24 protein-coding genes are annotated in these 24,616 nt (G+C 61.3%); 7 read left to right on the plus strand and 17 right to left on the minus strand.

Annotation, left to right across the window (positions count from 1 at the left end):
- Positions 1 to 99: 99 nt before the first annotated feature.
- Positions 100 to 1,134 carry a DMT family transporter gene (locus AC07UI_RS28385; RefSeq protein ID WP_494995619.1) on the minus strand — a complete coding sequence of 345 codons (1,035 nt, stop codon included), beginning with the start codon at positions 1,132 to 1,134 and terminating at the stop codon, positions 100 to 102.
- Here AC07UI_RS28385 and AC07UI_RS28390 point away from each other — a divergent pair.
- The gene (locus AC07UI_RS28390; RefSeq protein ID WP_494995620.1) at positions 1,129 to 1,692 is read left to right on the plus strand and encodes a helix-turn-helix domain-containing protein; all 564 of its coding nucleotides are present in this window, start codon (positions 1,129 to 1,131) and stop codon (positions 1,690 to 1,692) included. The two genes, AC07UI_RS28385 and AC07UI_RS28390, sit on opposite strands and share 6 nt — an antisense overlap.
- A 53-nt stretch (positions 1,693 to 1,745) precedes the next feature.
- Positions 1,746 to 3,167, plus strand: coding sequence for an FAD/NAD(P)-binding protein (locus AC07UI_RS28395; protein WP_494995621.1), 1,422 nt, complete (start codon positions 1,746 to 1,748; stop codon positions 3,165 to 3,167).
- A gap of 121 nt (positions 3,168 to 3,288) precedes the next feature.
- Here the strand turns inward: AC07UI_RS28395 and AC07UI_RS28400 are convergent, their stop codons facing one another.
- From AC07UI_RS28400 to AC07UI_RS28430, 7 genes are read right to left on the minus strand one after another with little or no spacing between them, the layout of a single operon-like run.
- Positions 3,289 to 4,341 (minus strand): ABC transporter substrate-binding protein, encoded by a 1,053-nt coding sequence (locus AC07UI_RS28400; protein ID WP_494995622.1) that lies wholly within the window; start codon positions 4,339 to 4,341, stop codon positions 3,289 to 3,291.
- Between the two features lie 18 nt (positions 4,342 to 4,359).
- Positions 4,360 to 5,475 carry an NAD(P)/FAD-dependent oxidoreductase gene (locus tag AC07UI_RS28405; protein WP_494995623.1) on the minus strand — a complete coding sequence of 372 codons (1,116 nt, stop codon included), beginning with the start codon at positions 5,473 to 5,475 and terminating at the stop codon, positions 4,360 to 4,362.
- A complete protein-coding gene (locus AC07UI_RS28410; protein WP_494995624.1) occupies positions 5,472 to 6,833 on the minus strand; it encodes an FAD/NAD(P)-dependent oxidoreductase in 1,362 nt (453 codons plus the stop codon). Before AC07UI_RS28410 ends, AC07UI_RS28405 begins: the two co-directional genes overlap by 4 nt.
- Entirely contained in the window at positions 6,830 to 7,120 is a 291-nt protein-coding gene (locus tag AC07UI_RS28415) for a (2Fe-2S)-binding protein (RefSeq protein ID WP_494995625.1), read from the minus strand. Before AC07UI_RS28415 ends, AC07UI_RS28410 begins: the two co-directional genes overlap by 4 nt.
- 7 nt (positions 7,121 to 7,127) lie before the next feature.
- Positions 7,128 to 7,922: an ABC transporter permease gene (locus AC07UI_RS28420; protein ID WP_494995626.1), complete on the minus strand. Its 795-nt coding sequence runs from the start codon at positions 7,920 to 7,922 to the stop codon at positions 7,128 to 7,130.
- A gap of 6 nt (positions 7,923 to 7,928) precedes the next feature.
- Positions 7,929 to 8,798: an ABC transporter permease gene (locus AC07UI_RS28425; RefSeq protein WP_494995627.1), complete on the minus strand. Its 870-nt coding sequence runs from the start codon at positions 8,796 to 8,798 to the stop codon at positions 7,929 to 7,931.
- Positions 8,795 to 9,823, minus strand: a complete 1,029-nt coding sequence (locus AC07UI_RS28430) for an ABC transporter ATP-binding protein (RefSeq protein ID WP_494995628.1) — start codon at positions 9,821 to 9,823, stop codon at positions 8,795 to 8,797. Before AC07UI_RS28430 ends, AC07UI_RS28425 begins: the two co-directional genes overlap by 4 nt.
- Positions 9,824 to 10,106: 283 nt before the next feature.
- On the opposite strand from AC07UI_RS28430, the gene AC07UI_RS28435 reads away from it, so the two are divergent.
- The gene (locus AC07UI_RS28435; RefSeq protein WP_494995629.1) at positions 10,107 to 10,943 is read left to right on the plus strand and encodes an IclR family transcriptional regulator; all 837 of its coding nucleotides are present in this window, start codon (positions 10,107 to 10,109) and stop codon (positions 10,941 to 10,943) included.
- Positions 10,944 to 10,995: 52 nt separating this feature from the next.
- Here AC07UI_RS28435 and AC07UI_RS28440 read toward each other — a convergent pair whose 3' ends face one another.
- Together AC07UI_RS28440 and AC07UI_RS28445 are read right to left on the minus strand one after the other, a co-directional pair.
- Positions 10,996 to 11,748, minus strand: a complete 753-nt coding sequence (locus tag AC07UI_RS28440) for an anti-sigma factor family protein (protein ID WP_494995630.1) — start codon at positions 11,746 to 11,748, stop codon at positions 10,996 to 10,998.
- Positions 11,745 to 12,251, minus strand: a complete 507-nt coding sequence (locus AC07UI_RS28445) for a sigma-70 family RNA polymerase sigma factor (RefSeq protein ID WP_494995631.1) — start codon at positions 12,249 to 12,251, stop codon at positions 11,745 to 11,747. The genes AC07UI_RS28440 and AC07UI_RS28445 overlap by 4 nt, the downstream gene beginning before the upstream one ends.
- Before the next feature lie 158 nt (positions 12,252 to 12,409).
- Between AC07UI_RS28445 and AC07UI_RS28450 the strand changes: the two genes are divergently transcribed.
- Together AC07UI_RS28450 and AC07UI_RS28455 are read left to right on the plus strand one after the other, a co-directional pair.
- Positions 12,410 to 13,504: a catalase family peroxidase gene (locus AC07UI_RS28450; protein ID WP_494995632.1), complete on the plus strand. Its 1,095-nt coding sequence runs from the start codon at positions 12,410 to 12,412 to the stop codon at positions 13,502 to 13,504.
- A complete protein-coding gene (locus AC07UI_RS28455; RefSeq protein WP_494995633.1) occupies positions 13,501 to 14,046 on the plus strand; it encodes a cytochrome b in 546 nt (181 codons plus the stop codon). Before AC07UI_RS28450 ends, AC07UI_RS28455 begins: the two co-directional genes overlap by 4 nt.
- Before the next feature lie 54 nt (positions 14,047 to 14,100).
- Here the strand turns inward: AC07UI_RS28455 and AC07UI_RS28460 are convergent, their stop codons facing one another.
- On the minus strand, positions 14,101 to 15,327 hold the full coding sequence (locus AC07UI_RS28460) for an MFS transporter (protein ID WP_494995634.1): 1,227 nt from the start codon (positions 15,325 to 15,327) through the stop codon (positions 14,101 to 14,103).
- A 104-nt stretch (positions 15,328 to 15,431) separates the two neighbouring features.
- Here AC07UI_RS28460 and AC07UI_RS28465 point away from each other — a divergent pair, with 104 nt between their 5' ends.
- Entirely contained in the window at positions 15,432 to 15,878 is a 447-nt protein-coding gene (locus tag AC07UI_RS28465; protein ID WP_494995635.1) for a winged helix-turn-helix transcriptional regulator, read from the plus strand.
- Positions 15,879 to 15,924: 46 nt separating this feature from the next.
- On the opposite strand, the gene AC07UI_RS28470 is transcribed toward AC07UI_RS28465, so the two are convergent.
- A complete protein-coding gene (locus AC07UI_RS28470) occupies positions 15,925 to 17,076 on the minus strand; it encodes a M14 family metallopeptidase (protein ID WP_494995636.1) in 1,152 nt (383 codons plus the stop codon).
- A gap of 534 nt (positions 17,077 to 17,610) precedes the next feature.
- The gene (locus AC07UI_RS28475; protein WP_494995637.1) at positions 17,611 to 17,952 is read right to left on the minus strand and encodes a DUF6124 family protein; all 342 of its coding nucleotides are present in this window, start codon (positions 17,950 to 17,952) and stop codon (positions 17,611 to 17,613) included.
- Between the two features lie 129 nt (positions 17,953 to 18,081).
- Between AC07UI_RS28475 and AC07UI_RS28480 the strand changes: the two genes are divergently transcribed.
- Complete coding sequence (locus tag AC07UI_RS28480) at positions 18,082 to 18,750, plus strand: LexA family protein (RefSeq protein ID WP_494995638.1); 669 nt, start codon at positions 18,082 to 18,084, stop codon at positions 18,748 to 18,750.
- Positions 18,751 to 18,796: 46 nt separating this feature from the next.
- Here the strand turns inward: AC07UI_RS28480 and AC07UI_RS28485 are convergent, their stop codons facing one another.
- From AC07UI_RS28485 to AC07UI_RS28500, 4 genes are read right to left on the minus strand one after another with little or no spacing between them, the layout of a single operon-like run.
- Complete coding sequence (locus AC07UI_RS28485; protein ID WP_494995639.1) at positions 18,797 to 20,749, minus strand: acetyl-CoA carboxylase biotin carboxylase subunit; 1,953 nt, start codon at positions 20,747 to 20,749, stop codon at positions 18,797 to 18,799.
- Positions 20,749 to 21,564 carry a gamma-carboxygeranoyl-CoA hydratase gene (locus tag AC07UI_RS28490; RefSeq protein WP_494995640.1) on the minus strand — a complete coding sequence of 272 codons (816 nt, stop codon included), beginning with the start codon at positions 21,562 to 21,564 and terminating at the stop codon, positions 20,749 to 20,751. Before AC07UI_RS28490 ends, AC07UI_RS28485 begins: the two co-directional genes overlap by 1 nt.
- 16 nt (positions 21,565 to 21,580) lie before the next feature.
- On the minus strand, positions 21,581 to 23,188 hold the full coding sequence (locus AC07UI_RS28495; protein WP_494995641.1) for a carboxyl transferase domain-containing protein: 1,608 nt from the start codon (positions 23,186 to 23,188) through the stop codon (positions 21,581 to 21,583).
- A 15-nt stretch (positions 23,189 to 23,203) separates the two neighbouring features.
- Positions 23,204 to 24,367, minus strand: a complete 1,164-nt coding sequence (locus AC07UI_RS28500) for an isovaleryl-CoA dehydrogenase (protein ID WP_494995642.1) — start codon at positions 24,365 to 24,367, stop codon at positions 23,204 to 23,206.
- Positions 24,368 to 24,616 lie beyond the last annotated feature (249 nt).

A 24,616-nucleotide genomic window follows, 5' to 3' on the forward strand; every position in this document is an offset into this window, starting at 1 on the left:
ACAAGGTAGGTGCAAAAGCGCTGATTTTCCTCGTGTTGACGCCCCGTCTGCGATCGTTCCCACGCGGAGCGTAGGAACGATCATCTTTGGCGGTCCAGGTTACCTCAGGGTTTCTCGCTCCAATGCTTCCTCAGCCTCAGCCTCAGCCGCACCATTGCCCTTGGTCTTCAACTCGCTGACGATCACCGCCGCCACGATCAACCCTGCACCCAGCAAGGCAATCGCCGGTAACCGTTCACCCGCCAGGCGCCCGACGATCCCGGCCCATACCGGCTCACCGGCATAGATCAATGTCGCGCGGGTCGGTGAAACGCTTTTTTGCGCCCAGTTCATCGCCAGCTGAATCGCCGCACTGGCCGCGCCCAGGCCCAAAGCGCTAATCAGCAGCAGCCAGGAAAATTCAGGAATGGCTTCCTGCGTCGGCACCACCATCAGAAATGCCAGCACCGACGTAATGGCCAGTTGCACAACCGTGACCCGGCGAACATCGACCTGCCCGGCGTAGGTGCTGATCAAAATGATTTCGGCAGCGATCGCGATGGTGCTGATCAACGTGGCAATTTCCCCCGGGCTGAAATTCAGCGATGCGCCACTTGGGCCGGAAAGCAGCATCAGACCGGTGAACGCCAGCATGATGCCAATGCTCGGCATCAATCCCGGTCGACGCCCGAACACCAACCATTGCAGCAACGGCACAAAAGGGACGTAAAGCGCAGTAATGAAGGCCGACTGGCTGCTGGGAATGGTCTGTAAACCCACGGTCTGCAGACCGTAACCCAGCATGATCGCCATCCCGATGAAGGCGCCGGCCTTGAACTCGAACAGGGTCAAATGGCGCAGGCTACGGTACGAGAACAGCGCCACGATGCTTGCGGCCGCAGCGAACCGCAAACCGACGAAAAACATCGGGCCGCTGACGGTCATCGCATTTTGCACCAGCAGAAATGTCCCGCCCCAGACCATGGTAATCAGTACCAGCGCACATTCAGCTTTGCTGAATCGCGAGAACAGGGGAGATGATTGGGGGGATTTCACCGACGTCATGGCCTTGCGCGCTACCTGAGTGGGACGCACAATGCGCCTGAATTTGGGCAGTATACTGCGCAATCCAGTCAAGTGAGCAATATAGTGCACAAAGATCCTGCGCAGCGCGCCTCCGTCCTTCAACACGTCAGTCAGAACGTACGTCGCCTGCGACATGTCGCGCAGTTGAGCCAGACGGCGCTGGCGGAAAAATCCGGCGTCAGTCGACGAATGCTGGTGGCCATCGAAGCTGGCGAGAAGAACGTCAGCCTGACGACACTGGATCGGGTCGCCGAAGCCCTGGATGTTGCTTTCAGCGACCTGATCCAGGCCCCCGATGCCCGGGATTCGAGCCGCATCAATGAGCTGGCCTGGGCCGGGGTAATCCCCGGCAGCAAAGCGGTGTTGCTGGCCAAGGCGACGGCCAGCCGTGAAGTCGAGTTGTGGGAATGGCGGCTGGAACCGGGCGAGCAGTATCTGTCCGAACCGGATGCCGAGGGCTGGAGCGAGCAGCTCTATGTGTTCGACGGTTGCCTGACGCTGATGCTCGGCGATCAGGCGCGCACGCTTGAAGCCGGGGAGTTCTTCATGTTCGCCAGTAACCAGCCTCACTCCTACCGCAACGATGGGCCGGTGGCAGCGCGTTTCGTGCGCAATGTGGTGATCTGATTCGGGCGGCGGGAACCACTACCATTTTGGGACGAATGACAAGTGAGAACGGCATGAGCGAAACCAAAAGACAGGCCACCCACGCCATCCGCAACGCTGACATTCTGATCGTCGGCGGTGGCTTGAGTGGCGCGTTGCTGGCGGCGCAGCTGTTGCGTCTGCCAGGCAAACGTCAGGTGCTGGTGATCGAGCCCCGTGCTGAATTGGGTCGGGGCGAGGCCTACAGCGCGGTCGAGTTGGGACATACCTTGAACGGCAATGCCGCGCGCATGAGCGTCGACCCGGACAATGCCGATGACCTGACCCAATGGCTGAGCGAGTTCATCGCTGCCGGTGGCTGGCCGGAGTCGGATCAGCAGCAGGTGCCGGTCAGCGAGTTGTTCCCGCCACGGGGGATCTTTGGCCTGTATGTGCAGCAACGACTGGCCGAAGCGCAGGCTGTTGGCGCGCGCAATGGCTCCAGCGTCGAGCATGTCCGTGGGGAAGTGGTCGATCTGCAAACGGACGAAACCGGGGCGCTGTTGACCCTCGGCGACGGCACGCAACTGCGCGGTGCGTTCGCGGTACTGGCCACGGGCATGTTCCCGGCCGCACGCACGCCGCAAACCGAATCCAGCGGTTTGAATGCTGCAGCGGTGGACCCTTGGGATGTTTCGGCCATGACCCGACTAGATCCGCAGTCTACGGTGCTGATCATCGGCTCCGGGCTGACCATGGTCGATGCTGTGGTGTCGCTGGAACAGGCCGGGCATCGCGGGCCGATCGAGGTGTTTTCCCGGCACGGACTGTTGCCCCATATCCGCCGCCAACCCCCGGGCTGGGTGGATTTTCTTGCCGAGGATCACAGCATCCGCAGCCCGAAACAGTTGCTGCGCGAAGTGCGTCGTCATTGCCAGGCGGCACTGGCGGCCGGTATCGACTGGCAAGCGCCGCTGGACACCGTGCGGGCGCATATCGGCCGTTTGTGGAGCCAGGCGACCGATGTGCAACGCCGGCAGTTCGTGCGCCATGTACGGCCGTGGTGGGAGAGTCACCATCACCGTTCGCCGCCGTTGAGTGCCGAGCTGGTGGAGCGTTTGCACGCCGAGGGGCGCTTGCGGATTCAGGCAGCGTCATTCAAGGGCCTCGAGCCATCGGCTGACGGCCAGGTGAGTATTCGCATTCGTCGACGTGGAGAGGTGCACACCACCTTGGTCAGTGGTGCGACGCTGATCAACTCCAGCGGGATCGAATACGACTGGCGCCGCGTGGCCCGGCCCTTGCCGCAGCAACTACTGGCTCGCGGTCTGATTCAACCGGGACCGTTGGCATTGGGGATTGCCGCCGATGCGGGCGGCGCACTGGTCAATGCCAATGGGCAGGTCGCCGACCGCTTGTTCACCATGGGCCCGCCATTGCGCGGGATGTGGTGGGAAAGTACTGCGGTGACGGATGTGGCCAGTCAGGCCAAGGCGTTGGCGTTGAGATTGGTGTAGGAGCGAGCTTGCTCGCGATGGACGTTAACGATAACGCGTGTTTGCTGGATAAACGCGCCGCCCTTGAGTCCATCGCGAGCAAGCCCGCTCCCACATTAGATTTTGTTGGTATCCGAGCCCCCTAGCGCTCGATACTCCGGTTCCACCGGGCATTCCACGCCGGGCGCCGTTCGTTGACTTGATCCCAGTCGACGGCGATGGCCGTTTGCAGATACTGCTTCATCGCTTCGACCTGACCACGGGTCTTGTCGGTGGTCGGGGTGTTGGGGTTGGACGGGATCTGGTCGCCGTCTTCAAGGGCCGCGGCTTGCGCTTCGGGTGTCAGCAGGAAGGCCGCGAGTTTCTGTGCCAGTTCCGGTTGAGTGTTATTGGCAATGGCGCATTCGGCGACGTTGAGCACCACCGCGCCTTCCTTGGGTTGCGCATATTCCACCGGCATACCGCGCAGTTTCAACGCTGTGACCTGGGTCGGGGTCAACGGGAACAGCGCGGCTTCGTCGGTCTGCAGCATCTCGGAAATTTTTGCCGAGCTGGGAATGTACTCCAGCACGTTGCGCCCGACCGTATTTGGCCAAGCCTTGAAACCGGGTTCGACATCGGTCTCGCTGCCGCCCTGAATGCGGTTGAACATCAAGAATCCATGCAGGCCGAAGGTCGATGAGGCCATAGACTGGAACACCACTTTGTCCTTGAACCGCGAGTCGGCCATGTCCATCCACGAGGTCGGTGCGTTCCAGCCCTTTTCCTTGAACATTCGCGTGTTGTAGGCAAGACCGGTGACGCCCAGGCTGACAGCCACCGCCTGGTCCTTGATCCGCCCCTTGGCCGGGATCTGCGCCAGTGGCGCGCTGTCCTGGAGTTTGTCGCACAGGCCCATGGAGATGGCGCGGTACATGATGCCGTCGTCGAGGAAGATCACGTGCATCTGCGGGTTGTCCTTGCTGGCCTGGACCTTGGCCAGAATGTCAGCCGAGGTGCCCGGGACGATCACCACTTTGACGTTGTTGGTCTTCTCAAAGGGCGGCAGCACCTTGTCGGCATACAGGCGCTCCATAGTCCCGCCGTTCATGCCCAGATAAAGTGTCGGCTCGGCCTGAGCCGGGGCGGCGGCGAGCAGAGCGGTCAGGGGCAGGCAGGACAATCCGATCAGTGCTTTGCGTTTGGCGTGGTTCATTGGCGCGACCTTCCTCTATCAAACAACTGGGATGGAGTGAAACCGGGTGATGGAAAACGCTTCGAGCGGTGTTGACGAAGCGCCGGTGCAGACCATTTCGGCCAGCACCTCGCCGACCGCAGGACCGATCTGAAAGCCCGCCCCGGCAAAGCCGAAGGCGTGCAACAGACCAGGCTGGGTGGAACTGGGGCCGATCACCGGCTGGCGATCCGGCAAGTAGCCTTCGGTGCCGCTCCAGGTTCGGATGGCCTGGGCACCTTCGAGAAACGGGTAGAGCTCGACGGCCTGACGCAGAATCTCCAGTACCGCGCTTTGTCCTGGCCGCGCCCGTGCGGTGTCGAGCGCAAAGCCTTGGCCGCCACCGAGTACGCAGTTACCCCGGGCAACTTGTCGGGCGTAAATGCCGCCGCCTTCGACCCCGGTGCTGACATCCATCACCATTGGTAGCGGTTCGGTGACCAACATTGCCGGGTGGCCGGAATGCATTGGCACTGGCTCGCCGAATTGCGCCGCGAGGCTGTCGGCCCAAGCTCCGGCGCAATTGAGCAGCCAGGGTGCGCGGACTTTTAACCCGCCTGCAGTCCGGACCTCAAACCGTTGTCCGTCATGAGACACGTCAGTGACGGCGCTCTGTTCATGAATCTGTGTGCCCAGTTGCCGTGCCGCACGGGCAAAGGCTGGCGATACCAGACGCGGATTGGCATGGCCGTCGTCCGGGCACAACGAGGCGCCCACCGCGACATCGCCGACCCAAGGGAAACGCGCGCGCAATTGCCCGCGATCGAGTACCTGCAACCCAAGGCCGAAGCCGCGGCTGTTGTCGGCGTAATCCTGCAAGGCGACCATGTCGCGAAAGCTTCTGGCCAGTTTGAGATGGCCGCTGCGCTGATACTCGCCATCGATTCCGATCAACTCCGGTAGCCTGGCCCAGATTTCATGGGCCCGTTGCGACAGCGGCAATTGCGAGAGCGGGCGGCCCTGACGGCGTACGCCGCCGTAATTCACGCCACTGGAATGCGAGCCGCAGAAATCCCGTTCCAGCAGCACCACGCTACGCCCGGAGCGACAAAGCGCCAGGGCTGCCGAGGTGCCGACGATACCGCCGCCAATAATCACCGCATCGACTTCGTTCATTGCTCTGCCTCCAGACCGAAAGGCAGCGGCTTGATCGGCGCCTGCGCGCGCAAGCGGCCGATGGCGTGCAACTCGCGACCGCTTTCCCGGGCGATGATTTCCGCCGCCGCCGCGCCGCACATCCGGCCCTGACAGCGGCCCATGCCAACCCGGCAATGGGCCTTGACCCGATTGATTTCCCAATGACCTTCGCGGACCACGCTGCGCAACTCACCGGCGCGCACCTCCTCGCAGCGGCAGACCATCAGCTCATCCGTGGCTCCCTTGGCCCAGTGTTCGGGAAACACGAAGGCCTGCTCCAGACCTTCGCGGAACCGGCCGATGCGTTTCAGGGATTTTTCCAGGTCGGCAGAGCGCTCCGGATCGATGGGGTAACCAATGTCTTCCAGTACCGCCAGGGCGGCCCGTTCGCCGGCCATTTCCGCTGCCTCGGCACCCATGATTGCGGCACTGTCGCCGGCCAGGTAGACCTCGGCGATGCTGCTGCGTCCGCTGGCGTCGCGCTGCGGTAGCCAGGCGCGGTTCAACGGGTTCCAGCTGAACTCGCAACCCAGCAGATCGGCGAGCTGGGTTTCGCTGCGCAGGCCATGGGCAAATGCCACGGCGTCACAGTCCAGACGCCGTTCACCCTGGGCGTTGCGCCAGGTCAGGGAGTGCACCCCTCGCTCGCCGTCGATTCGTTCGAGGGTTGCACCTTGATGAACCGCAATGCCGTGAGCGGTCAGCCAGGATCGGTAATAGATGCCTTTGGCCAGGGTCGTCGGTTGCCCGAGCAAGCCGGGCAGGGCCCGAACCTGAGCGCTGAAGGGCGAACTGTCGAGTACCGCGAGCACTTTGGCGCCAGCCTTGGCGTACTGGTAGGCGACCAGGTACAACAAGGGTCCGCTGCCAGCGAACACTACACGCTCACCAATGGCGCAGCCCTGGAACTTCAGCGCGATCTGCGCTGCACCAAGGCTGTAGACCCCGGGCAGCGTCCAGCCGGGCACCGGCAGAATGCGGTCGGTGGCGCCGGTGGCGACGATCACCCGGGAATATTCGATGTGTCCGGCGCGGCCCTGACGCAGAGTATCGAGGGCGCCGGCTTCGGCATTCCAGACCAGTGTGTCGGGGCGATAGTCGAGCTGTTCGCGCAGCCCGTCGAGGGTGTCATGCAGGGCGATCGCCTTGCGCGCTTCAAAGCCATAGAGCATGGCTGCCGAGCGTTTGAAGTTTTCCGGCTGACGCCGATAGATCTGCCCGCCGCCGCGTGTTGCCTCATCCAGCAGACAAGGACGCAGGCCATGGGCGACCAGGGTTTGCGCGGCACGAATGCCCGCCGGACCGGCACCGACGATGACCACAGCAGGCGTCTTCATGACCTGCGCCCCGGTTCACGGCTGACGCTTTGCCCGGCTTCGAGCAGCGTCGAGCAGGCGCGCACCCGGCGGCCGTCGCCCAAGCGAACCCAGCAATCCTGACAGGCGCCCATCAGGCAGAACCCGGCGCGGGGTTCGGCGCTGAAGTCGCTGCCGCGCAGGTGTTCGCCGCTCGTCAGGACGGCGGTCAGCAAGGTGTCGCCGAGCAAGCCGCTGGCCGGTTGGCCATCGAGGGTAAAGTTCAGGGCCGGGCGGTCGCCTTCGGCCAGTCGTTTCAGCAGAGCCATGGCAGCCTCATTGTTTACCCACCAGAACCCGATCCAGGCCGTAGACCCGGTCGAGCAGAATCATGGTCAGCGCGGTCAGCGTAATCACCAGTGCCGACACCGCCGCCATCATCGGATCGATGGATTCGGTGGCGTACACGTACATCCGTACCGGCAAGGTCTGGGTGGCCGGCGAGGTGACGAAGATCGACAGCGTGACCTCGTCGAAACTGTTGATGAACGCCAGCAGCCAACCGCCAGCGACGCCGGGCAGGATCATCGGCAGGGTGATCTGGCGAAACAGCGTGAAACGCCCGGCACCGAGGGACTCGGCGGCCTGTTCGGCGCTGCGGTCCAGGCCGATGGCCGCCGCCAGCACCAGACGCAGTACATAGGGGGTGATCACCAGCACGTGGGCGAAGATCAGCCAGCTGAAACTGCCATTGACCCCCATCAAGGCGAACAACCGCAGCAGCGCCACCCCCAGCACCAGGTGCGGAATGATGATCGGCGAGAGGAACAAACCATTGAGAAAGTCCCGTCCCGGAAACTGATGACGGGTCATGGCCAGGGCGGCGGGCACCGCGATCAGCGTGGCCAGGCTCGCCGCCGAAAACGCCAGAATCAGGCTGTTGTAGAACGCGTCGACAAAGTCCGCGCGCTCGAACACCGCGCGAAACCAGCGCAGGGAAAAGTCCGTGGTCGGCAGGCTCAGGGTGTTTTCCGGGGTGAAGGCGACGAGGCAGACCACCGCCAGCGGCGCGAGCATGAACAGCACCACCAGGGCATGGAACAACAGGGCGAAAGGACCGTTTCTAGACATGTCGAATTATCCCAATGACTTCTTGTAGCGGCCTTCGATCATCCGGTTCCACGAGAGCATGATCGCCAGATTGATCAGCAGCAGCGCCATGGCAATCGCCGCGCCCATGGGCCAGTTGAGTTCCGAGAGGTATTGGTCATAGATCAGCGTGGCGACCATTTTCAGGCGCCGGCCGCCGAGTAGACCGGGGATGGCGAAGGAACTGGCCGATAAGCCGAAGACAATCAAGGTGCCGGACAGCACGCCGGGCATGATCTGCGGCAATACCACCAGACGCATGACCCTGGCGTGGCTGGCACCCAGCGAAAGAGCGGCCTGCTCGGCGGCGGGGTCAAGTTTCTGCAGCGAGGTCCAGACCGGAATGATCATGAACGGCAACATCACATGCACCAGTGCGATCACCACGGCGAACGGCGTGTAGAGCAGTTTCATCGGCGCGGCGCCGAGGGCTTGCAGGGTCTGGTTGACCAGCCCGTCGGCGCCCAGCAGCAAGCTCCAGCCGAAGGCCCGGACCACCACCGAGATCAGCAGCGGAGTGAGGATCAGAATCAGGAAAATCGAGCGCCAGGGCGTGCCCATCCGGCTGAGGATGTAGGCCTCGGGTACACCGATCAGCACGCAGAGCAGGGTGGTCAGGCCGCTGATCCAGAAGGTCCGCAAGAAGATCTCGTAGAAGTACGAGTCACTGAGCAGGCTGCTGTAGTGCTTGAGGGTGTAGGCGTCGTTTTTTATCCCGCTGCCGTAGTCGAAGACGTTGAACGACAGCACCAGGTTCAGACCCAGCGGCAGGATCAGCAAACCGAGGTACAAGGCCAGGGCCGGCGCGGACAGCAGATAGCCATGGCGCCCTTGTTTCATGGCCGCGAGCAGGATCATGCCGGCACCTCGTCGACGCTGAGCACCCGCAACAGTCCCGGCGACCAGTCCAGGCCGACCGCAGTGCCCTCGGCCAAGGGCGCCGAGCCGTCGTTGCGCCGTACTACCGTGATCTCGCCGAGGGCGGTGTCAACGCGGTACAGCCACTGGCTGCCGAGGAAGAACCGGCTGAGGAGTTTGCCTTGCAGACGACCTTCACCTGCTGACAACACATCGATTTTTTCCGGGCGCAGGCTCAAGGTCAGTTCGCCCTGGCCACGACTGCCTCGAACCTGGGCGATACCGGCGCTGTCACGTTCGCCCGGCAGCAGATTGGCCTTGCCGACAAAACCGGAAATGAACTCGGTGCGCGGGTGTTCGTAGAGTTTGTAGGGCTCGTCGATCTGCGTGATGCGCCCGGCCTGCATCACCACCACGCGGTCGCTGATGGACAGCGCTTCGGCCTGATCGTGGGTGACCATCAGCGTAGTGATGCCGACTTCGCGCTGAATACGGCGGATCTCGAACTGCATCTCCTCGCGCAGGTTGGCGTCGAGGTTGGACAGCGGTTCGTCGAGCAGCAATACCGGCGGCTCGATCACCAGCGCCCGGGCCAAGGCGACGCGCTGACGCTGGCCACCGGACAGCTCCCGTGGGTAGCGTTCGGCATGCTGGGTCAGGCGTACCAGTTGCAGCACGGCGGCCACACGTTTTTGCACCTCGGCGCTCGGCACCTTGCGCATGCGCAGGCCGAAGGCGACGTTGTCCTGCACGCTCATATGCGGGAACAGCGCGTAACTCTGGAACACTACGCCCAGGCCGCGGCTGCTGGGTTTGGCGTGGGTGATGTCGCGACCGTCGAGCAGGATCCGCCCGCGGGTGACTTCGACGAAGCCGGCGATCATTTGCAGGGTAGTGGTCTTGCCGCAACCGGAGGGACCGAGCAGCGAGACGAATTCGCCTTTTTCCACCGAGAGATGTGTGGCGACGACCGCATCGATCTCGCCATAGCGTTTGCATAGTCCTTCAAGTTGCACAAAGGCCATAACTGCGTTCCACCTGTGATTGTTATGCGCACCGAGGCGCGCTTTTTTGTAATGGGCAGATACGAAAAGAGGTCAGTGGCCTGTACGGCTAACAGAACTAGCCACACAGGCCACCAGGTGCGTTGGCGCTCGATTTGAGTCGGCTGCCGCTGTTGTTCGAATCGCCCCTGTATGGACGCAGATTAGGACGAAGACTAGGATGGGCTCAATGGCCTATTTCACTGAAAGAACGACTATTTTCAATTTAATTCAGTGAGTAAATTTATCGTCGAGAAAAATCGTTATGAATTCCACTGAGCGGAACGAAAATAAAAATGAAGTCGGTGTAGGTGCGGTCTCAAGACTGTTCGCCGTGCTCCGCAGCCTGGGTGACACTGCGCAGGGTGGTGAGCGGGTCACGCAATTGGCCCAGCGTATCGGTCTGTCGCAGCCGACCACCCACCGTTTACTGCGCAGCCTGATGGAGGAGGGCATGGTCGAGCAGGACGCGCGCAGCAAACGCTATCGCCTGAGCCTGGAGTTCTTCGCCCTGGCGGCCCGCGCCGGGAACACCGGCAATCTGCGTGAACTGGTGCGCCCGGCGTTGTTGCGGCTGTCGGCGTCGTTGGGCGACTCGCTATTTTTGCTGGCGCGCAGCGGGTTCGACGCGATCTGTCTGGACCGCAGCGAAGGGCCATTTCCGATCCGGACCTTTACAGGGGATATCGGCGGAAGGGTGGCGCTGGGCGTAGGTCAGGGCAGCCTGGCGATTCTCGCCTTCCTGCCCGAAGACGAGCGCGAAACGGTGATCCGCTACAACCTGCCGCGCCTCAAGGACTTCCATCTGTATGACGAGGTGTTTTTACGCTCGGAAGTCGAGAATGTCCGCAGCCTCGGGTATGCCGGGCGCAACACCGGCGTACTGCAGGGCATGGCCGGAGTCGCGGTGCCGATTCTCGACCGTGAAGGCCGGGCAGTGGCGGCCTTGAGCGTGGCGACCATCAGTGATCGACTGGGGCCGGACCGCCTGCCTACAGTGGTGGAAATGCTCAAGCGCGAAGCCGCCGCGATCGGCCCGCGGATCAACCCGTTCGACCCGCTGCTGCGCCGGCCTTCGCAGGTATTTGGACAGGTGGAGTGATGGAGGCTGGTGTCCGTCAATGAAGCATTGGGTGCCCCAAAAGATCGCGGCTTTAAAACCTTATCGTCTGCTGCAACATCTGCGCGACCGATGAATCCGCCGGGCTGACCATCGCGTAGTTGTATCCGGCACCTGACCAATACTCGGCCTGCAACTCGCCGTCCCGTCGACTGCCTCGCGGCAGCAGGTTGTTTTTCGGTCCCGGTGGGCGAATGTAGAAGCTGACCTTCCGCCCATTCTGATCCTCATATAGCACCATCGCCGCTGGCCCTTGTTCGGTGCTTAACAAGCGTCCGCTGACCGCTTTGAATCCGGCGTTCTGCAGGTCGGGCATACGGTTGGCCTGGGTGAAATAGCGGTCTAGCCAGGATTGCATGTCGCCGTTGCCCTGCACTTTAAAATCGGCTGGAAGGATGCCTTGCTGGGCGAACATCCGGTACGCCTGCATGGCGTCGGTCATCGGCGGTGGTGCGCCGACCATGGTCATTTCCCGTGCTTGCCAGCCGCTCAACCCACCCACACTGACGGCGATCAACAGCACGGCGGCGCTGGTCAGATTGCGTCGCGACTGACGCTTGAGGCGCTGACGAATAACGGCCGGGTCGAGATTCGGGTTGGCCGGTTGCTGCAAGGCGCCGCTCAATGCCGCGCGCAATTGTTGTGCATCCTGCTGCCAGGCTTCGACTTGCGCCGCGACTTCAGGCTGAGCCGCCAGATAAGTCTCGACCAGGCGCCGATCGGCATCGCTGAGCTGATGGTCGACGTAGGCGTGCAGGTCGCTGACGCTTGGGGGCATGCTGATCATTTGAGTATCCGCAGAGAAGGGCTGGTGATTTCGCCGTCGCTGAACTGGCGCAAGGCCTGGCGGGCGCGGGACAGGCGAGACATCACGGTGCCGGTGGGAACGTCGAGAATCTCGGCGACTTCCTTGTAGCTCAAGCCTTCCACCGAGACCCAGAGCAGCAGCGCGCGCTGCTCGGCGGTCAGTCGATCGAACGCCTGGAGGGTCGACTGGGCGATCACCGTGCGTTCGACCGAGGGCTGTGCATCATCGCGGCCGGTGAAGAATTCCAGCATCCGCGCATAGCGCCGCGAGCGCCGATGGGCGTCGAGAAACTGCCGATAGAGAATCGAGAACAGCCAGGCACGCAGATCGCCCTCGGGACGTTTATCGGCCCAACTCGACAGCGCTCGCTCAAGGCACGATTGCAGCAGATCGTCAGCGCTGCTCGGGTTACGGGTCAACGACACGGCAAACCGCCGAAGCCTTGGGATGAGTTCGCGTAACTGTTCGTCGAGATCGTTCATGAAATGCTGGCTAGTCACTACGCTTGGGACTAGGAAGACGCCCGGCATTGAAGGGTATTCCACGCCTGTAAAAATAAATACCGAGCGATGGAATAAACCTTTCCGGGCTTCGTCTGATTGATCCTTCTCACCTGCGGCCCACGGCCCTGGAGTTTTTCATGGTTGATCGCTCACCGCCGCCTGCGCGGCCAATCAGGCCTGGGCTGAGTGCCATGAGCCTGACCGTACGCCTGGCGGGTATTGCCGTGGTGGTCGCGGGTATTGCCGGGGCGTTTGCCTATGTTCACGGTACCTTCGACCCACAGCGCCTGACGCCCAACGCGCTGGTCGATGTGCTGGAGAAAAACAATGGAGCGCATCCGGGGTTCCGGCGCAATCACGCCAAAGGCGTGTGCGTGGCCGGTTACTTCGAGAGCAGCGGCCAGGTCCGTGAGTTTTCCAGCGCACAGGTGTTCAGCGAGGCGCGTACGCCAGTGGTGGGGCGGTTCGCGTTGCCCGGCGGCAATCCTTATGCGCCGGACAACAGCGTTCCGATCCGTAGTCTGGCGCTGCGTTTCACTCAGGCCAATGGTCAACAGTGGCGCACGGGTATGAACAGCATGCCGGTGTTCCCGGTGGGCACGCCCGAAGCCTTCTATCAACTGCAACAGGCCAGTTCTCCGGACCCGGCCACCGGCAAGCCGAATCCTGCGGGCCCTGCGGCGTTCTTTGCCGCGCATCCGGAAACCGCGCCGTTCCTGCAGTGGGTCAAGACCGCTAAACCGTCGGCCAGCTATGCCACCGAAACCTACAACAGTATCAACGCGTTTTATCTGGTGAATGCTGCCGGTCAGCGTCAGGCCGTGCGTTGGGGCGTGATACCGCTGAGTCAGGATGCGGCCGGAGCCAGCGCACCTGAAGGCGGTGATTTTCTAGAGAAAGATCTGGTCCAGCGACTGGCCGCCGGACCGTTGCGTTGGCAGCTGAACATCACCCTGGCCAATCCCGGTGATCCCGCCAATGACGCCAGCAAAGCCTGGCCTAACGATAGAAAAGTACTGAATGCCGGCACGCTGGTGCTTGAGAGCACCCAGCCGCAAAGCAACGGCGAGTGCCGCGACATCAACTACGACCCGCTGATTTTGCCGAGTGGCATCGAAGGTTCCGACGACCCATTGCTGGCCGCCCGCTCTGCGGCGTACGCCAAGTCCTATCTGCGTCGCACCAGTGAAGTCAGCCAATTGCCCGCCGCTACACAGGAGTCGCACCCATGAGCGCCCAACCGAATCATTTCGCTCCCCTGGCGCGGCTGCTGCACTGGCTGATGGCGCTGATGGTCATCGCCATGCTGTTTATCGGCGCGGGCATGGTGGCCTCGGTGTCCGAGCGTCACGAATGGCTGATCCATATCCACAAACCTTTGGGTGTGGCGATTCTGCTGCTGGTCATCGTGCGTCTGGCCGTGCGCTTCTCGACCCGGCAACCACCGCTGCCGGCTGACCTGCCAGGATGGCAGGCGCTGGCGGCCAAGGCGTCCCATGTGTTGCTGTACGCCTTGATGCTGATACTGCCGCTGTTAGGCTGGACGATGATCTCGGCGGCCGGTGATCCGGTGATGCTTAGCAGTTCGCTGCAACTGCCGTCGATAGTGCCGGCCAATGCGCAGACCTTTGCTTTCCTGCGCAAAGCCCACGGTTATCTGGCGTACCTGCTGTTCTTGACCGTGCTGCTGCATCTGGCGGCGGCGCTGTTCCATGGTTGGGTGCGTCGTGATGGGGTATTGCAGAGCATGTTATTCGGCAAGGATCACAGCTGAACCCTGACGCGAGCAGGCTACGCCAGCTGCTATGCAGGTGTGCTGTTCCTCGCATCAGGTCTCTGCGGCGCATTGTTGGAACACGCCGCCTTTCAGGGTCAACAGCCAATACCCCAAGGCCACGGCGTTGATCCCTGCACCCAGCAGGCAAACACCGATCCAGCCTGACCAGGCATAGATTGCTGTTGAGCTGATCGAACCCAACGCGCTACCGATCGAATAGAACAGCATGTAGCCCGCGGCCAACCGGCTTTGGGCCTCGGGGCGCACGCTGTAGATCATGCTCTGGCTGGTGACGTGTACCGCTTGCAAGCCCAGGTCGAACGTAATCACACCGAGCAACAGTGCCCACAATGATGACTGAGTGAAGGCGATGGCCAGCCAGGAGACCAGCATCAGCGAAAGTGCCAGGCCGCTGGTCCATTGGGCCAGACCGCGGTCTGCCAGATGTCCGGCGCGTGCTGCGCCGAGCGCGCCAAAGGCACCGGCGAGGCCGAACAAGCCGATCTCGGTGTGTGACAGCGACAGCGGTGGTGCGCTCAGGGGCAGGACCATGGGGGTCCACAGCACCGTGCCCGCAGCGAAAATCAGCATGGCGATGACCGCTCGATCACGCAGGATTTTCTCTTCCTTGAACAGGGTAAATACCGAGCCAATCAACTGAACATAGGAACTGGCTGGCTTCGCGTGTTCGCTCCCCGGAAGCACACGAAACAGCAACAGGGCCATCAGTAATGTCAGTCCCGCTGAAAGCAGATAGACCGAACGCCAACCAGCAAGGTCGGCCATGCTCCCCGCTACCGTGCGCGCCAGCAGGATGCCGATAACGATGCCGCTGGTGACTACGCCCACCACCCGGCCACGTTCAGTCGGCAGCGCCAGGGTCGCCGCATAGGCCACCAGCACTTGAGTCACCACCGCCAACAGGCCGGTCAGCGCCATGCCGATCAGCAGCCAGAGACTGTTCGGTGCGAGGGCGATCATTACCAGTGCGAGTGTCGACAGTAGCGTCTGACCGACAATCAAACGCCTGCGGTTGAGCAAGTCTCCCAGGGGTACCAACAGCAGCAAGCCCAACCCGTAACCGACCTGGGTCAGGGTCACGACGATGCCAATGGTTGCCGGGTCCATGGCGAAGGCCTGAGCCATGGCATCAAGCAAAGGCTGCGCGTAATAGACATTGCCGACCGCTAGCCCGCAGGCAACGGCGAACAGCAACACCACGCCACTGTTCAGGCGTGGCTGCGTAGAAGGGTGACGGATCGGTGATTCAAGCTCCATGCCTGACTCCTGGAAAGTAGTTTCGTAATAAAACCAGTTGTACGGTAGTGAGGCTGGTTTTATATTGCAACCACTTTCCTGTTCTTCGATCTGCGAGTTCAACCATGGTCCAACGCACAAGTCTTGCGGGCGCCGAGTGCCCGGTCGCCCGCTCACTGGACGCCATTGGCGACTGGTGGTCGTTACTGATCATTCGTGATGCCTTCGATGGCATTCGCCGCTTCGGAGAGTTCCAGCGCAGCCTCGGCATGGCCAGGAACATCCTCTCGGCGCGCTTGCGTACGCTCGTGGCCCACGGGATTTTCGAAGTGGTACCGGCATCCGACGGCAGTGCTTATCAGGAGTACGTGCTGACGGAGAAGGGCAAAGGCCTGTTCAACCTGATCATCGGTTTGCGGCAGTGGGGCGAGGCGTTTTTCTATGAGGCGGGGGAGCCGCATTCGCTAGTGGTCGACCGAGAGAATGGGCAACCGGTGCGGCGCCTGGAGTTGCGCGCTGAAGATGGGCGGTTGTTGGGGCCTGAGGATTGTCGGCGGGTGGCGGTGGAGTGAGTGGACTGCGAGCCCTCTGTTGATGGCATGCAGTCCAAAAGCAGGCTTAGCGCAATATTTCGACCATATCCGCAATCGTACTCAATACATCCTTACCCAAGTCCATTGAACGCTTGCCCGACCAACCGGTCAGCGCATTCGGCGCATCATTGTTGTCCTTGAACGGCATTTCCAGGGTCAACGACAGGCAATCGAATTTCTCGCCGACGCTGTTGCAGGCCAGAGTCATATTGGCTTTGCCCGGTTTGTCACGGGCGTAACCGTGGGTGGTCTGAAAATCGCGGGTCAGGTGTTTCAGGTGGCTGCGGAAATGGTTTTCGAGATTCTCGATCCGTGGCGTGTAGCCAGGATTGCCTTCGCAGCCGGCGGTAAAGACATAGGGGATTTCTTCGTCGCCGTGGATATCGAGGAACAGGTCGACACCGTACTTTTCCATTTGCTGCTGAACGAAGAACACTTCAGGGCTGATTTCCTGGCTCGCACTCTGCCAGGCGCGATTGAGGTCCTGGCCCATGGCGTTGGTCCGCAGATGGCCATGGAAAGCGCCATCCGGGTTCATGTTGGGCACCAGGTAGAGGTCGGCGCTGGCCAGGAGTTTTTTCATCGCGCGATCTTCACGCAACTGCAGGCGCTCGATCACGCCTTCCATGAACCACTCGGCCATATGCTCGCCGGGGTGCTGTTGAGCGATGATCCAGACCTTGCGTTGACCTTCGGCGCCGGAGCCTTTGCGCAACAGTTGAATGTCGCGGCCTTCGACGCTTTTGCCGGTAGCAAGCAGCTCGGTGCCGGCCTTGGTCAGCGCCTGCTCGATCAACCAGTCGTGGCGTCCACGGCTATAGGGCTCGAAATACGCGAACCAGGCATGCGTTGCGCTGGCTTCAAGGCTGAAGCGCAAGGTGTCGCCCTCGAAAATCGTCGGCACACGAAACCAGTTGACGTGATCGTAGGAGGCGACGGCCTGGTAACCGTCCCATGCTTTGTTATAGGACGATTTGCTCGCGTTGCTCAGACGGAACCAATGTTCCTGACCCACATGCAGGCCGCTGGCTTTGAAGTGGAACCATTGGAAGTGCGGGCTGCGAGTGTCTGGCTTGATAGCCAGCAGCACTTGCAGCGGATTGCTGGTGTCCAGCACCTGGATGTTGCCGCTGTCGAAGTTGGCAGTAATTTGAAATGAGCCTTGAACCGCGGCCATAGTCTGGATACCTGGGTATGATTTTTATGACGGCTACTTTACACGCAAGGGGGGAGGAAACAGGGGGCAATTTCGGGAAAAAGAAGGGGGGGCGTCGTCCTTGACGCAGCAGCAGCTTAGTGACTGTGTGGTGGGTTCTCAAGTGTTAATTTTTGGCGGATTTTCCCGGCGTTGCCGGGGAAAGGCTCTCTTGCAAAGCGATGTTCTTTTGATATCATCGCCGCCTTCGAACAGCGCAGTACCCAGACTTCATTAGCCTGAAGCCAAGCCAGAAAAACTGGCAAAAAAAGACCCGGCAAAAGCCGGGTCAAAAACCGTGATTAGCCTGATGAGGAGATATTCCAGGAGTCCGACCTAAGGTCTCTTGGGCTATCGACTGATCTCGCGACCAGCTGCATGCAATAATAATCATTATCATTTGCAAGTCAAATGTTTTCCCTCGCCTTATTGGAAATCTCTTTCCTGTCCGCTCCAATGCGCCTGCGCATTGAATCCATCACGTCGTCATTTCGTTGACGGTGCCGGCTACGCTATTCAATCGGCGAGGTTTCCATCCAGCGATCTGTCCACCATGGCTTTGGCCAAATCAATCATATGCACCACCGAGAACGCCAGATCGCGGTGTGTGCCACAGAGGTTTTCCGCGGATTCATAAGCGGTTGCCGCTGCGCAACGCAACAGGCCCGAGGCGTGGACCATGGCTTCTTCGCTGCTGATACCGCGTTTGACATCAAAGAGTTTTTCCTCGACTTCGGACTCTGAAACAGCTGGTTTCAAGTAATAGTCCAGGGCGCGCTGCGCTGCGGCGTTGCCCTTGAACGAGGTGAAGGCGACATCTGTTTCCATTTCCGACGAGTCATTGCTGGGTTTGATCATGATTGCGGGTGCTCTAATGATGGGTCAAGTCAGTAGATCCAAGACTAGTACATAGTGTATTTGTGACGATAATTTAAATACTACAATATGTGTATTGAGAGCCCGAGTACACAAAGTATTGTTCCGGCCATGGATAAATGGATCGAATTGGTCAAGGCCAAAATGAGTGATCTGAAGATCACTCAAGAGAAACTCGCAGAGCGCCTCGGAATGTCCCAGGGCGGCGTCGGCCACTGGCTGAGCAAACGTCGCCAACCCAAGATTGAAGACATGAACCGTGTTCTTCAGGAGCTGGGGTTGGGGTTTCTGGAAGTGGCGCTGGTAATCAAGGAACCCTCAGACTCGAATAATGAGGAGGGCGGGCACGAGGGCTACGAACTTTCACTGGCAGATAAGTACAACCCGTATTTCCGCTATCCGGTCAGTGATTGGCAAGGTGCGTGCGAAGCGCGCGAGACTGAGCCTGCGGGCTATTCCAGCGGGCGCTACGAGCTGTCCGATTATCATGCTCGGGGCGCGGCGTTCTGGCTGGTAGTGGTCGGGGACGCGATGACCGCCCCGAGCGGCATCAGTATTGCGCAAGATATGCTGATTCTGGTCGATCCGGCCGTTGAAGCGGTGCCAGGCAAACTGGTTATTGCTCGCTGGCCGGGCAGCGCTGAAGCGACCTTTCGCAAGTTGATGGAGGAGAGCGGACAACGTTATCTCGTCCCGCTCAACCCGACTTATCCGAAAACCCTCTACACCGATGAATGCCGAATCATCGGCGTGGTGATGCAAGCCACGATGAAGTTCTAGCCTGATCGGTCCTGCGCAACGCGTCGGACCGATCACTTCACCGCGCTTACTCCTCCAATTCCACCAACGCACTGCCTTCGCTGACCATCTCGCCTTCCAGGCAATACAGCGCTTTGATCACTCCGGCATGGGGTGCGCGAATGCTGTGTTCCATCTTCATGGCTTCCAGTACCACCAATTGCGCGCCGGCTTCGACGGTTTGGCCGGCCTCCACCAGCACTCGCACGATACTGCCGTTCATCGGTGCTGTGAGGCCAGCGTGATGGCTGTGGCTGGCCTCGACCTCGACAATCGGATCGTAAGGCTTGATGCTGCGCAGATCGCCTTCCCAGTGCAGATAGAGCGTATCGCTATGGCGTATTGCCCGATGTTGGCGACGCAGGCCGTCGCGCTCGATCAGTAACTGCTCGCCCGAAAGCTCGGCAGAGCGAGTGCCGGCAATGTCCAGGGTGACCGCTTTGTCCTGCCCCTCACAAGTCAAATGCAGGGTGGTTTGTGCCGGCAACCCGAAACGCAAACCGCTGGCAATCGCCCACGGCGAACTACGGTCATCTTCACGCACGGTGTCCGGCAGGCTTTGAGCAAAGGCTTGAGCCGCGGCTTGCCAGAACTCATCGTTCAGCTCGTTCGGTGCGGGCAGCAGTTGTTCCTGATAGCGCGGAATAAACCCGGTATCGAGTTCCGCCGCCGCGAAGGCCGGGTGGCCAACGATACGTCGCAGGAAGCTGATGTTGGTTTTCAGCCCGCCGATGGCGAACTCATCGAGCATGCTCAGTAACCTTAAACGCGCCTGCTCACGGTTCTCGCCCCAGGCGATCAGCTTGCCGAGCATCGGGTCGTAAAACGGCGAAACAATGTCACCTTCTTCCACGCCGCTGTCGACGCGACGTCCCGGGCCTGCTGCCGATTCGCGATACAGATCAAGACGGCCAGTGGCCGGCAAGAAATCATTGCCCGGATCTTCGGCATACAACCGCACTTCGATGGCGTGGCCCCGTAACGGGACCTGTTCCTGAGTCATTGGCAGCGCTTCGCCTTGAGCGACGCGAATCTGCCAGGCCACCAGGTCGAGGCCAGTAATGGCTTCGGTGACCGGATGCTCGACCTGCAAGCGCGTGTTCATCTCCATGAAGAAGAACTCGCCGCGCGAATCCAGCAAAAATTCCACGGTGCCCGCGCCGACATAACCAATCGCCTGAGCCGCGCGCACGGCAGACTCACCCATGGCCTGGCGCAGTTCGGGACTCAGACCCGGCGCCGGCGCTTCCTCGACGACTTTCTGGTGGCGGCGCTGGATCGAGCAGTCGCGTTCGTTGAGGTACAGGCAGTTGCCATGCTGATCGGCGAACACCTGGATTTCCACATGGCGAGGCTTGAGCAGGTATTTCTCCACCAGCATCTGCGAATTGCCGAACGAGGATTGCGCTTCACGCTGAGCCGAGGCCAGGGCTTCGGCCAGCTGGCTGACATCCTCGACCACTTTCATGCCTTTACCGCCGCCACCGGCCGTGGCCTTGAGCAGCACTGGATAGCCGATGCGCTCGCAGGCGTCACGGAAGGTTTCCAGATCCTGGGCTTCGCCGTGGTAACCGGGTACCAACGGCACGCCAGCGGCTTCCATCAGGGCCTTGGCGGCGGATTTGCTACCCATGGCGTCGATGGCCGACGCGGGCGGGCCGAGGAAGATCAAACCCGCGGCTTCGATGGCGCGGGCGAACCCGGCGTTTTCCGAGAGGAAACCGTAACCGGGGTGAATGGCCTGGGCGCCGCTGGCGTTGGCAGCGGCGATCAGTTTGTCGATCTGCAGGTAGCTGTCAGCGGCTTTGCTGCCGCCCAGGTCGACGCGGATATCGGCTTCGCGACTGTGCCGTGCATCGCGGTCGGTGGCGCTGTGCACCGCAACGGTGGTCAGGCCCAGGGCCTTGGCGGTGCGCATCACGCGGCAGGCGATTTCGCCGCGGTTGGCCACCAGCAGGGTGGTAAGAAGAGGGGCGCTCATCAACGCGGCTCCTTGGTGGTCGTGTCGGGCTGCCAGCTTGGCGGACGTTTTTGCAGGAAGGCGCGCAGGCCTTCCTGACCTTCGGGGCTGACGCGGATCCGCGCAATGGCGTTTTCGGTGTAGCGGCGCAGTGCCGGGGTCAGCGCACCGTGGCCGACTTCGCGCAGCAAGTCTTTGCTGGCGCGCATGGCGCAGGGGCTATTGAGCAGCAGGTTGTTGATCCAGAGCTCGACCTGTTGCTCAAGCTCGGCGGCCGGATAGCTTTCGGCAAGCAAGCCTATTTCCCGTGCCCGTTGCCCACCGAAACGTTCGGCGGTCAGGGCATAGCGCCGCGCCGCGCGCTCGCCGATGGCCTGGACCACGAACGGACTGATCACCGCCGGCGCCAGGCCGATGCGCACTTCCGAGAGACAGAACTGCGCATCGTCAGTACCGATAGCCATGTCGCAGCAACTGATCAAGCCGAGCGCACCGCCAAAGGCCGCGCCTTGCACTACCGCCAGGGTCGGGATCTTCAGCTTGGCCAGGTTGTACATCAGCTCTGCGAGCTCGCGGGCGTCGTCGAGGTTGGTGTGATAGTCGAGTTCGGCCGACTGCTGCATCCAGGCCAGATCGGCGCCGGCGCTGAAATGCTTGCCGCGCCCGCGCACCAGCAGAAAACGCAGGCTCGTGTCACTCTGGACCTGATCCAGGGCGATGATCAGTTCGCGGATCATCTCGGCGTTGAAGGCGTTGTTCTTTTGTTCGCGGCTGAGCCACAACGTGGCGAAACCACGGGAGTCGGTCAGCAGTTCGAGGGTGTTGAAGTCGTTCATGTTTTTTCGCTCCAAGTCACATGCGGAACACACCGAAGCGGCTCGGTTCGATAGGGGCATTCAACGAGGCCGACAAGGCCAGGGCCAAGACATCGCGGGTCTGCGCCGGGTCGATGACGCCGTCGTCCCACAACCGTGCACTGGAGTAGTAGGGATGGCCTTGCCGTTCGTACTGGTCGAGGATCGGTTGCTTGATCTCGGCTTCCTGAGCGTCGGAGAAGGGATGACCGCCGCGTTCCGCCTGTTCACGCTTGACCTGCACCAGTACGCCGGCGGCCTGTTCTGCCCCCATCACGCCAATTCGTGCATTGGGCCACATCCACAAAAAGCGTGGATCGTAGGCGCGGCCACACATGCCGTAGTTACCGGCACCGAAGCTGCCGCCGATGATCACGGTGAACTTCGGCACCTTGGCGCAGGCCACCGCGGTCACCAGTTTTGCGCCGTGCTTGGCGATGCCTCCGGCCTCGTATTTCTGGCCGACCATGAAACCGGTGATATTCTGCAGAAACAGCAGGGGAATGCCGCGCTGACAGGCCAGTTCGATGAAGTGCGCACCTTTCTGCGCGGCTTCGGCGAAGAGGATGCCGTTGTTGGCGAGAATCGCAATCGGATAGCCGTGCAGATGGGCAAAACCGCAGACCAGCGTGGTACCGAACAGCGCTTTGAATTCATCGAACACCGAGCCGTCTACCAGCCGGGCGATGACTTCACGCACATCGAACGGTTGCTTGGCGTCGGCCGGCACTACGCCGTACAGCTCATCGCTGGCGAACAGCGGGGCAATCGGTGCGCGCTGTTGTAGCTCACCGAGCTTGCGCCAGTTGAGGTTGGCGACGCTGCGTCGAGCGAGTGCCAGCGCGTGTTCATCGCTGTCGGCGTAATGGTCGGCGACACCGGAAATCTTGCAGTGCACATCGGCACCACCGAGGTCTTCGGCGCTGACCACTTCACCGGTGGCCGCTTTCACCAGCGGTGGGCCAGCGAGGAAGATGGTGGCCTGCTGGCGGACCATGATCGCTTCGTCGGCCATGGCCGGCACGTAGGCGCCACCGGCGGTGCAGGAGCCCATGACGACGGCGATCTGCGGAATGCCCATGGCGCTCATGTTGGCCTGGTTGAAGAAGATTCGGCCGAAGTGCTCGCGGTCCGGGAACACTTCATCCTGACGCGGCAGGTTGGCGCCGCCGGAGTCCACCAGATAGATGCACGGCAGGCGGTTCTGCTGGGCGATGGTTTGCGCGCGCAGGTGTTTTTTTACGGTCAACGGGTAGTAGGAACCACCTTTTACCGTGGCGTCGTTGGCGACGATCATGCATTCGACGCCCTCGACCCGGCCGATCCCGGCAATCACTCCGGCCGCCGGAACATCTTCGCCGTACACCCCATAGGCCGCCAATTGGCTGATTTCCAGAAATGCTGAACCCGGATCGAGCAGGCGATTGATTCGCTCGCGCGGCAGCAGTTTGCCCCGCGAGGTGTGGCGCTCCTGCGCCTTGAGGCCGCCGCCTTGCTGGACCTGGGCGAGCAGTGTGTGCAGCGCGTCGACCTGTTCGAGCATGGCCGCGCTATTGGTCGCGAACTCCGCCGACCGCGGGTTGAGCTGGGTATGCAAAATTGCCATGGGGCGCTCGCTCCGTTAGCGGGTTTCGTTGAACAGTTCACGACCGATCAGCATGCGACGGATCTCACTGGTGCCGGCACCGATTTCATACAGCTTGGCGTCGCGCAGCAGACGGCCTGCCGGGAATTCGTTGATGTAGCCGTTACCACCGAGGATCTGGATCGCGTCGAGGGCCATTCGGGTCGCGCATTCGGCGCTGTAGAGGATCACCCCGGCGGCGTCCTTGCGGGCGGTTTCGCCACGCTCACAGGCTTGGGCCACGGCATAGAGATAGGCTCGGCTGGCGTTGAGTTGGGTATACATGTCGGCGACTTTGCCCTGGATCAGCTGGAACTCACCGATGCTCTGGCCGAACTGTTTGCGGTCATGGATGTAGGGCACCACCAGGTCCATACAGGCTTGCATGATCCCGGTCGGGCCACCGGAGAGCACCACGCGCTCGTAATCGAGGCCACTCATCAGGACTTTGACGCCGCCGTTGAGGGCGCCCAGCAGGTTCTCTTCCGGGACTTCGACGTCGTCGAAGAACAGCTCGCAGGTGTTCGAACCGCGCATGCCGAGTTTGTCGAACTTGTTGCTGCGGCTGAAGCCTTTCCAGTCACGCTCGACGATGAAGGCGCTGATGCCGTGGGGGCCTTTTTCCAGGTCGGTCTTGGCGTAGATCACATAGGTGTTGGCATCCGGGCCGTTGGTGATCCAGGTCTTGCTGCCGTTGAGGACAAAATGGTCGCCGCGTTTGTCGGCGCGCAATTTCATCGAAACCACGTCCGAGCCGGCATTCGGCTCACTCATGGCCAGCGCGCCGATGTGTTCGCCGCTGATCAGTTTCGGCAGGTACCTGGTTTTCTGTTCATGGTTGCCGTTACGGTTGATCTGGTTGACGCACAGGTTGGAGTGCGCGCCGTAGGAGAGGGCGACCGAGGCCGAGCCGCGGCTGATTTCTTCCATGGCTACCACGTGGGCCAGATAGCCCAGACCGGCGCCGCCGTACTCTTCCGGCACGGTGATCCCGAGCAACCCCATGTCACCGAACTTGCGCCACAGGTCAGCGGGGAACAGGTTGTCGATGTCGATTTGTGCGGCGCGAGGCGCGATCTCTTTGGCGACGAAGGACTGAACCTGATCGCGCAGCATGTCGATGGTTTCGCCCAGGGCGAAGTTCAGGGTCGGGTAGTTCATGGGTCACCTTTGGTCTTTTTGTCAGGAGTGGAGAGCGCCTGATCAGCTCTCACCTTTACGTTAACGTAAGCCTGCGATGGGCGGCTGTCAATCACCCTTTACGTTAACGTCAACTTGAGCGAGAGTAGGGGTGCTTTCTGTGGGAGCGAGGCTGTCAGTTAAGGGGATGTGTAGGAGCGAGCTTGCTCGCGATGGACTCAAGGGCGACGCGTTTATTCAGAAAACACGCGTTATCGTTAACGTCCATCG

It is taken from the genome of Pseudomonas sp. GW821-FHT04C07 (assembly GCF_059420325.1).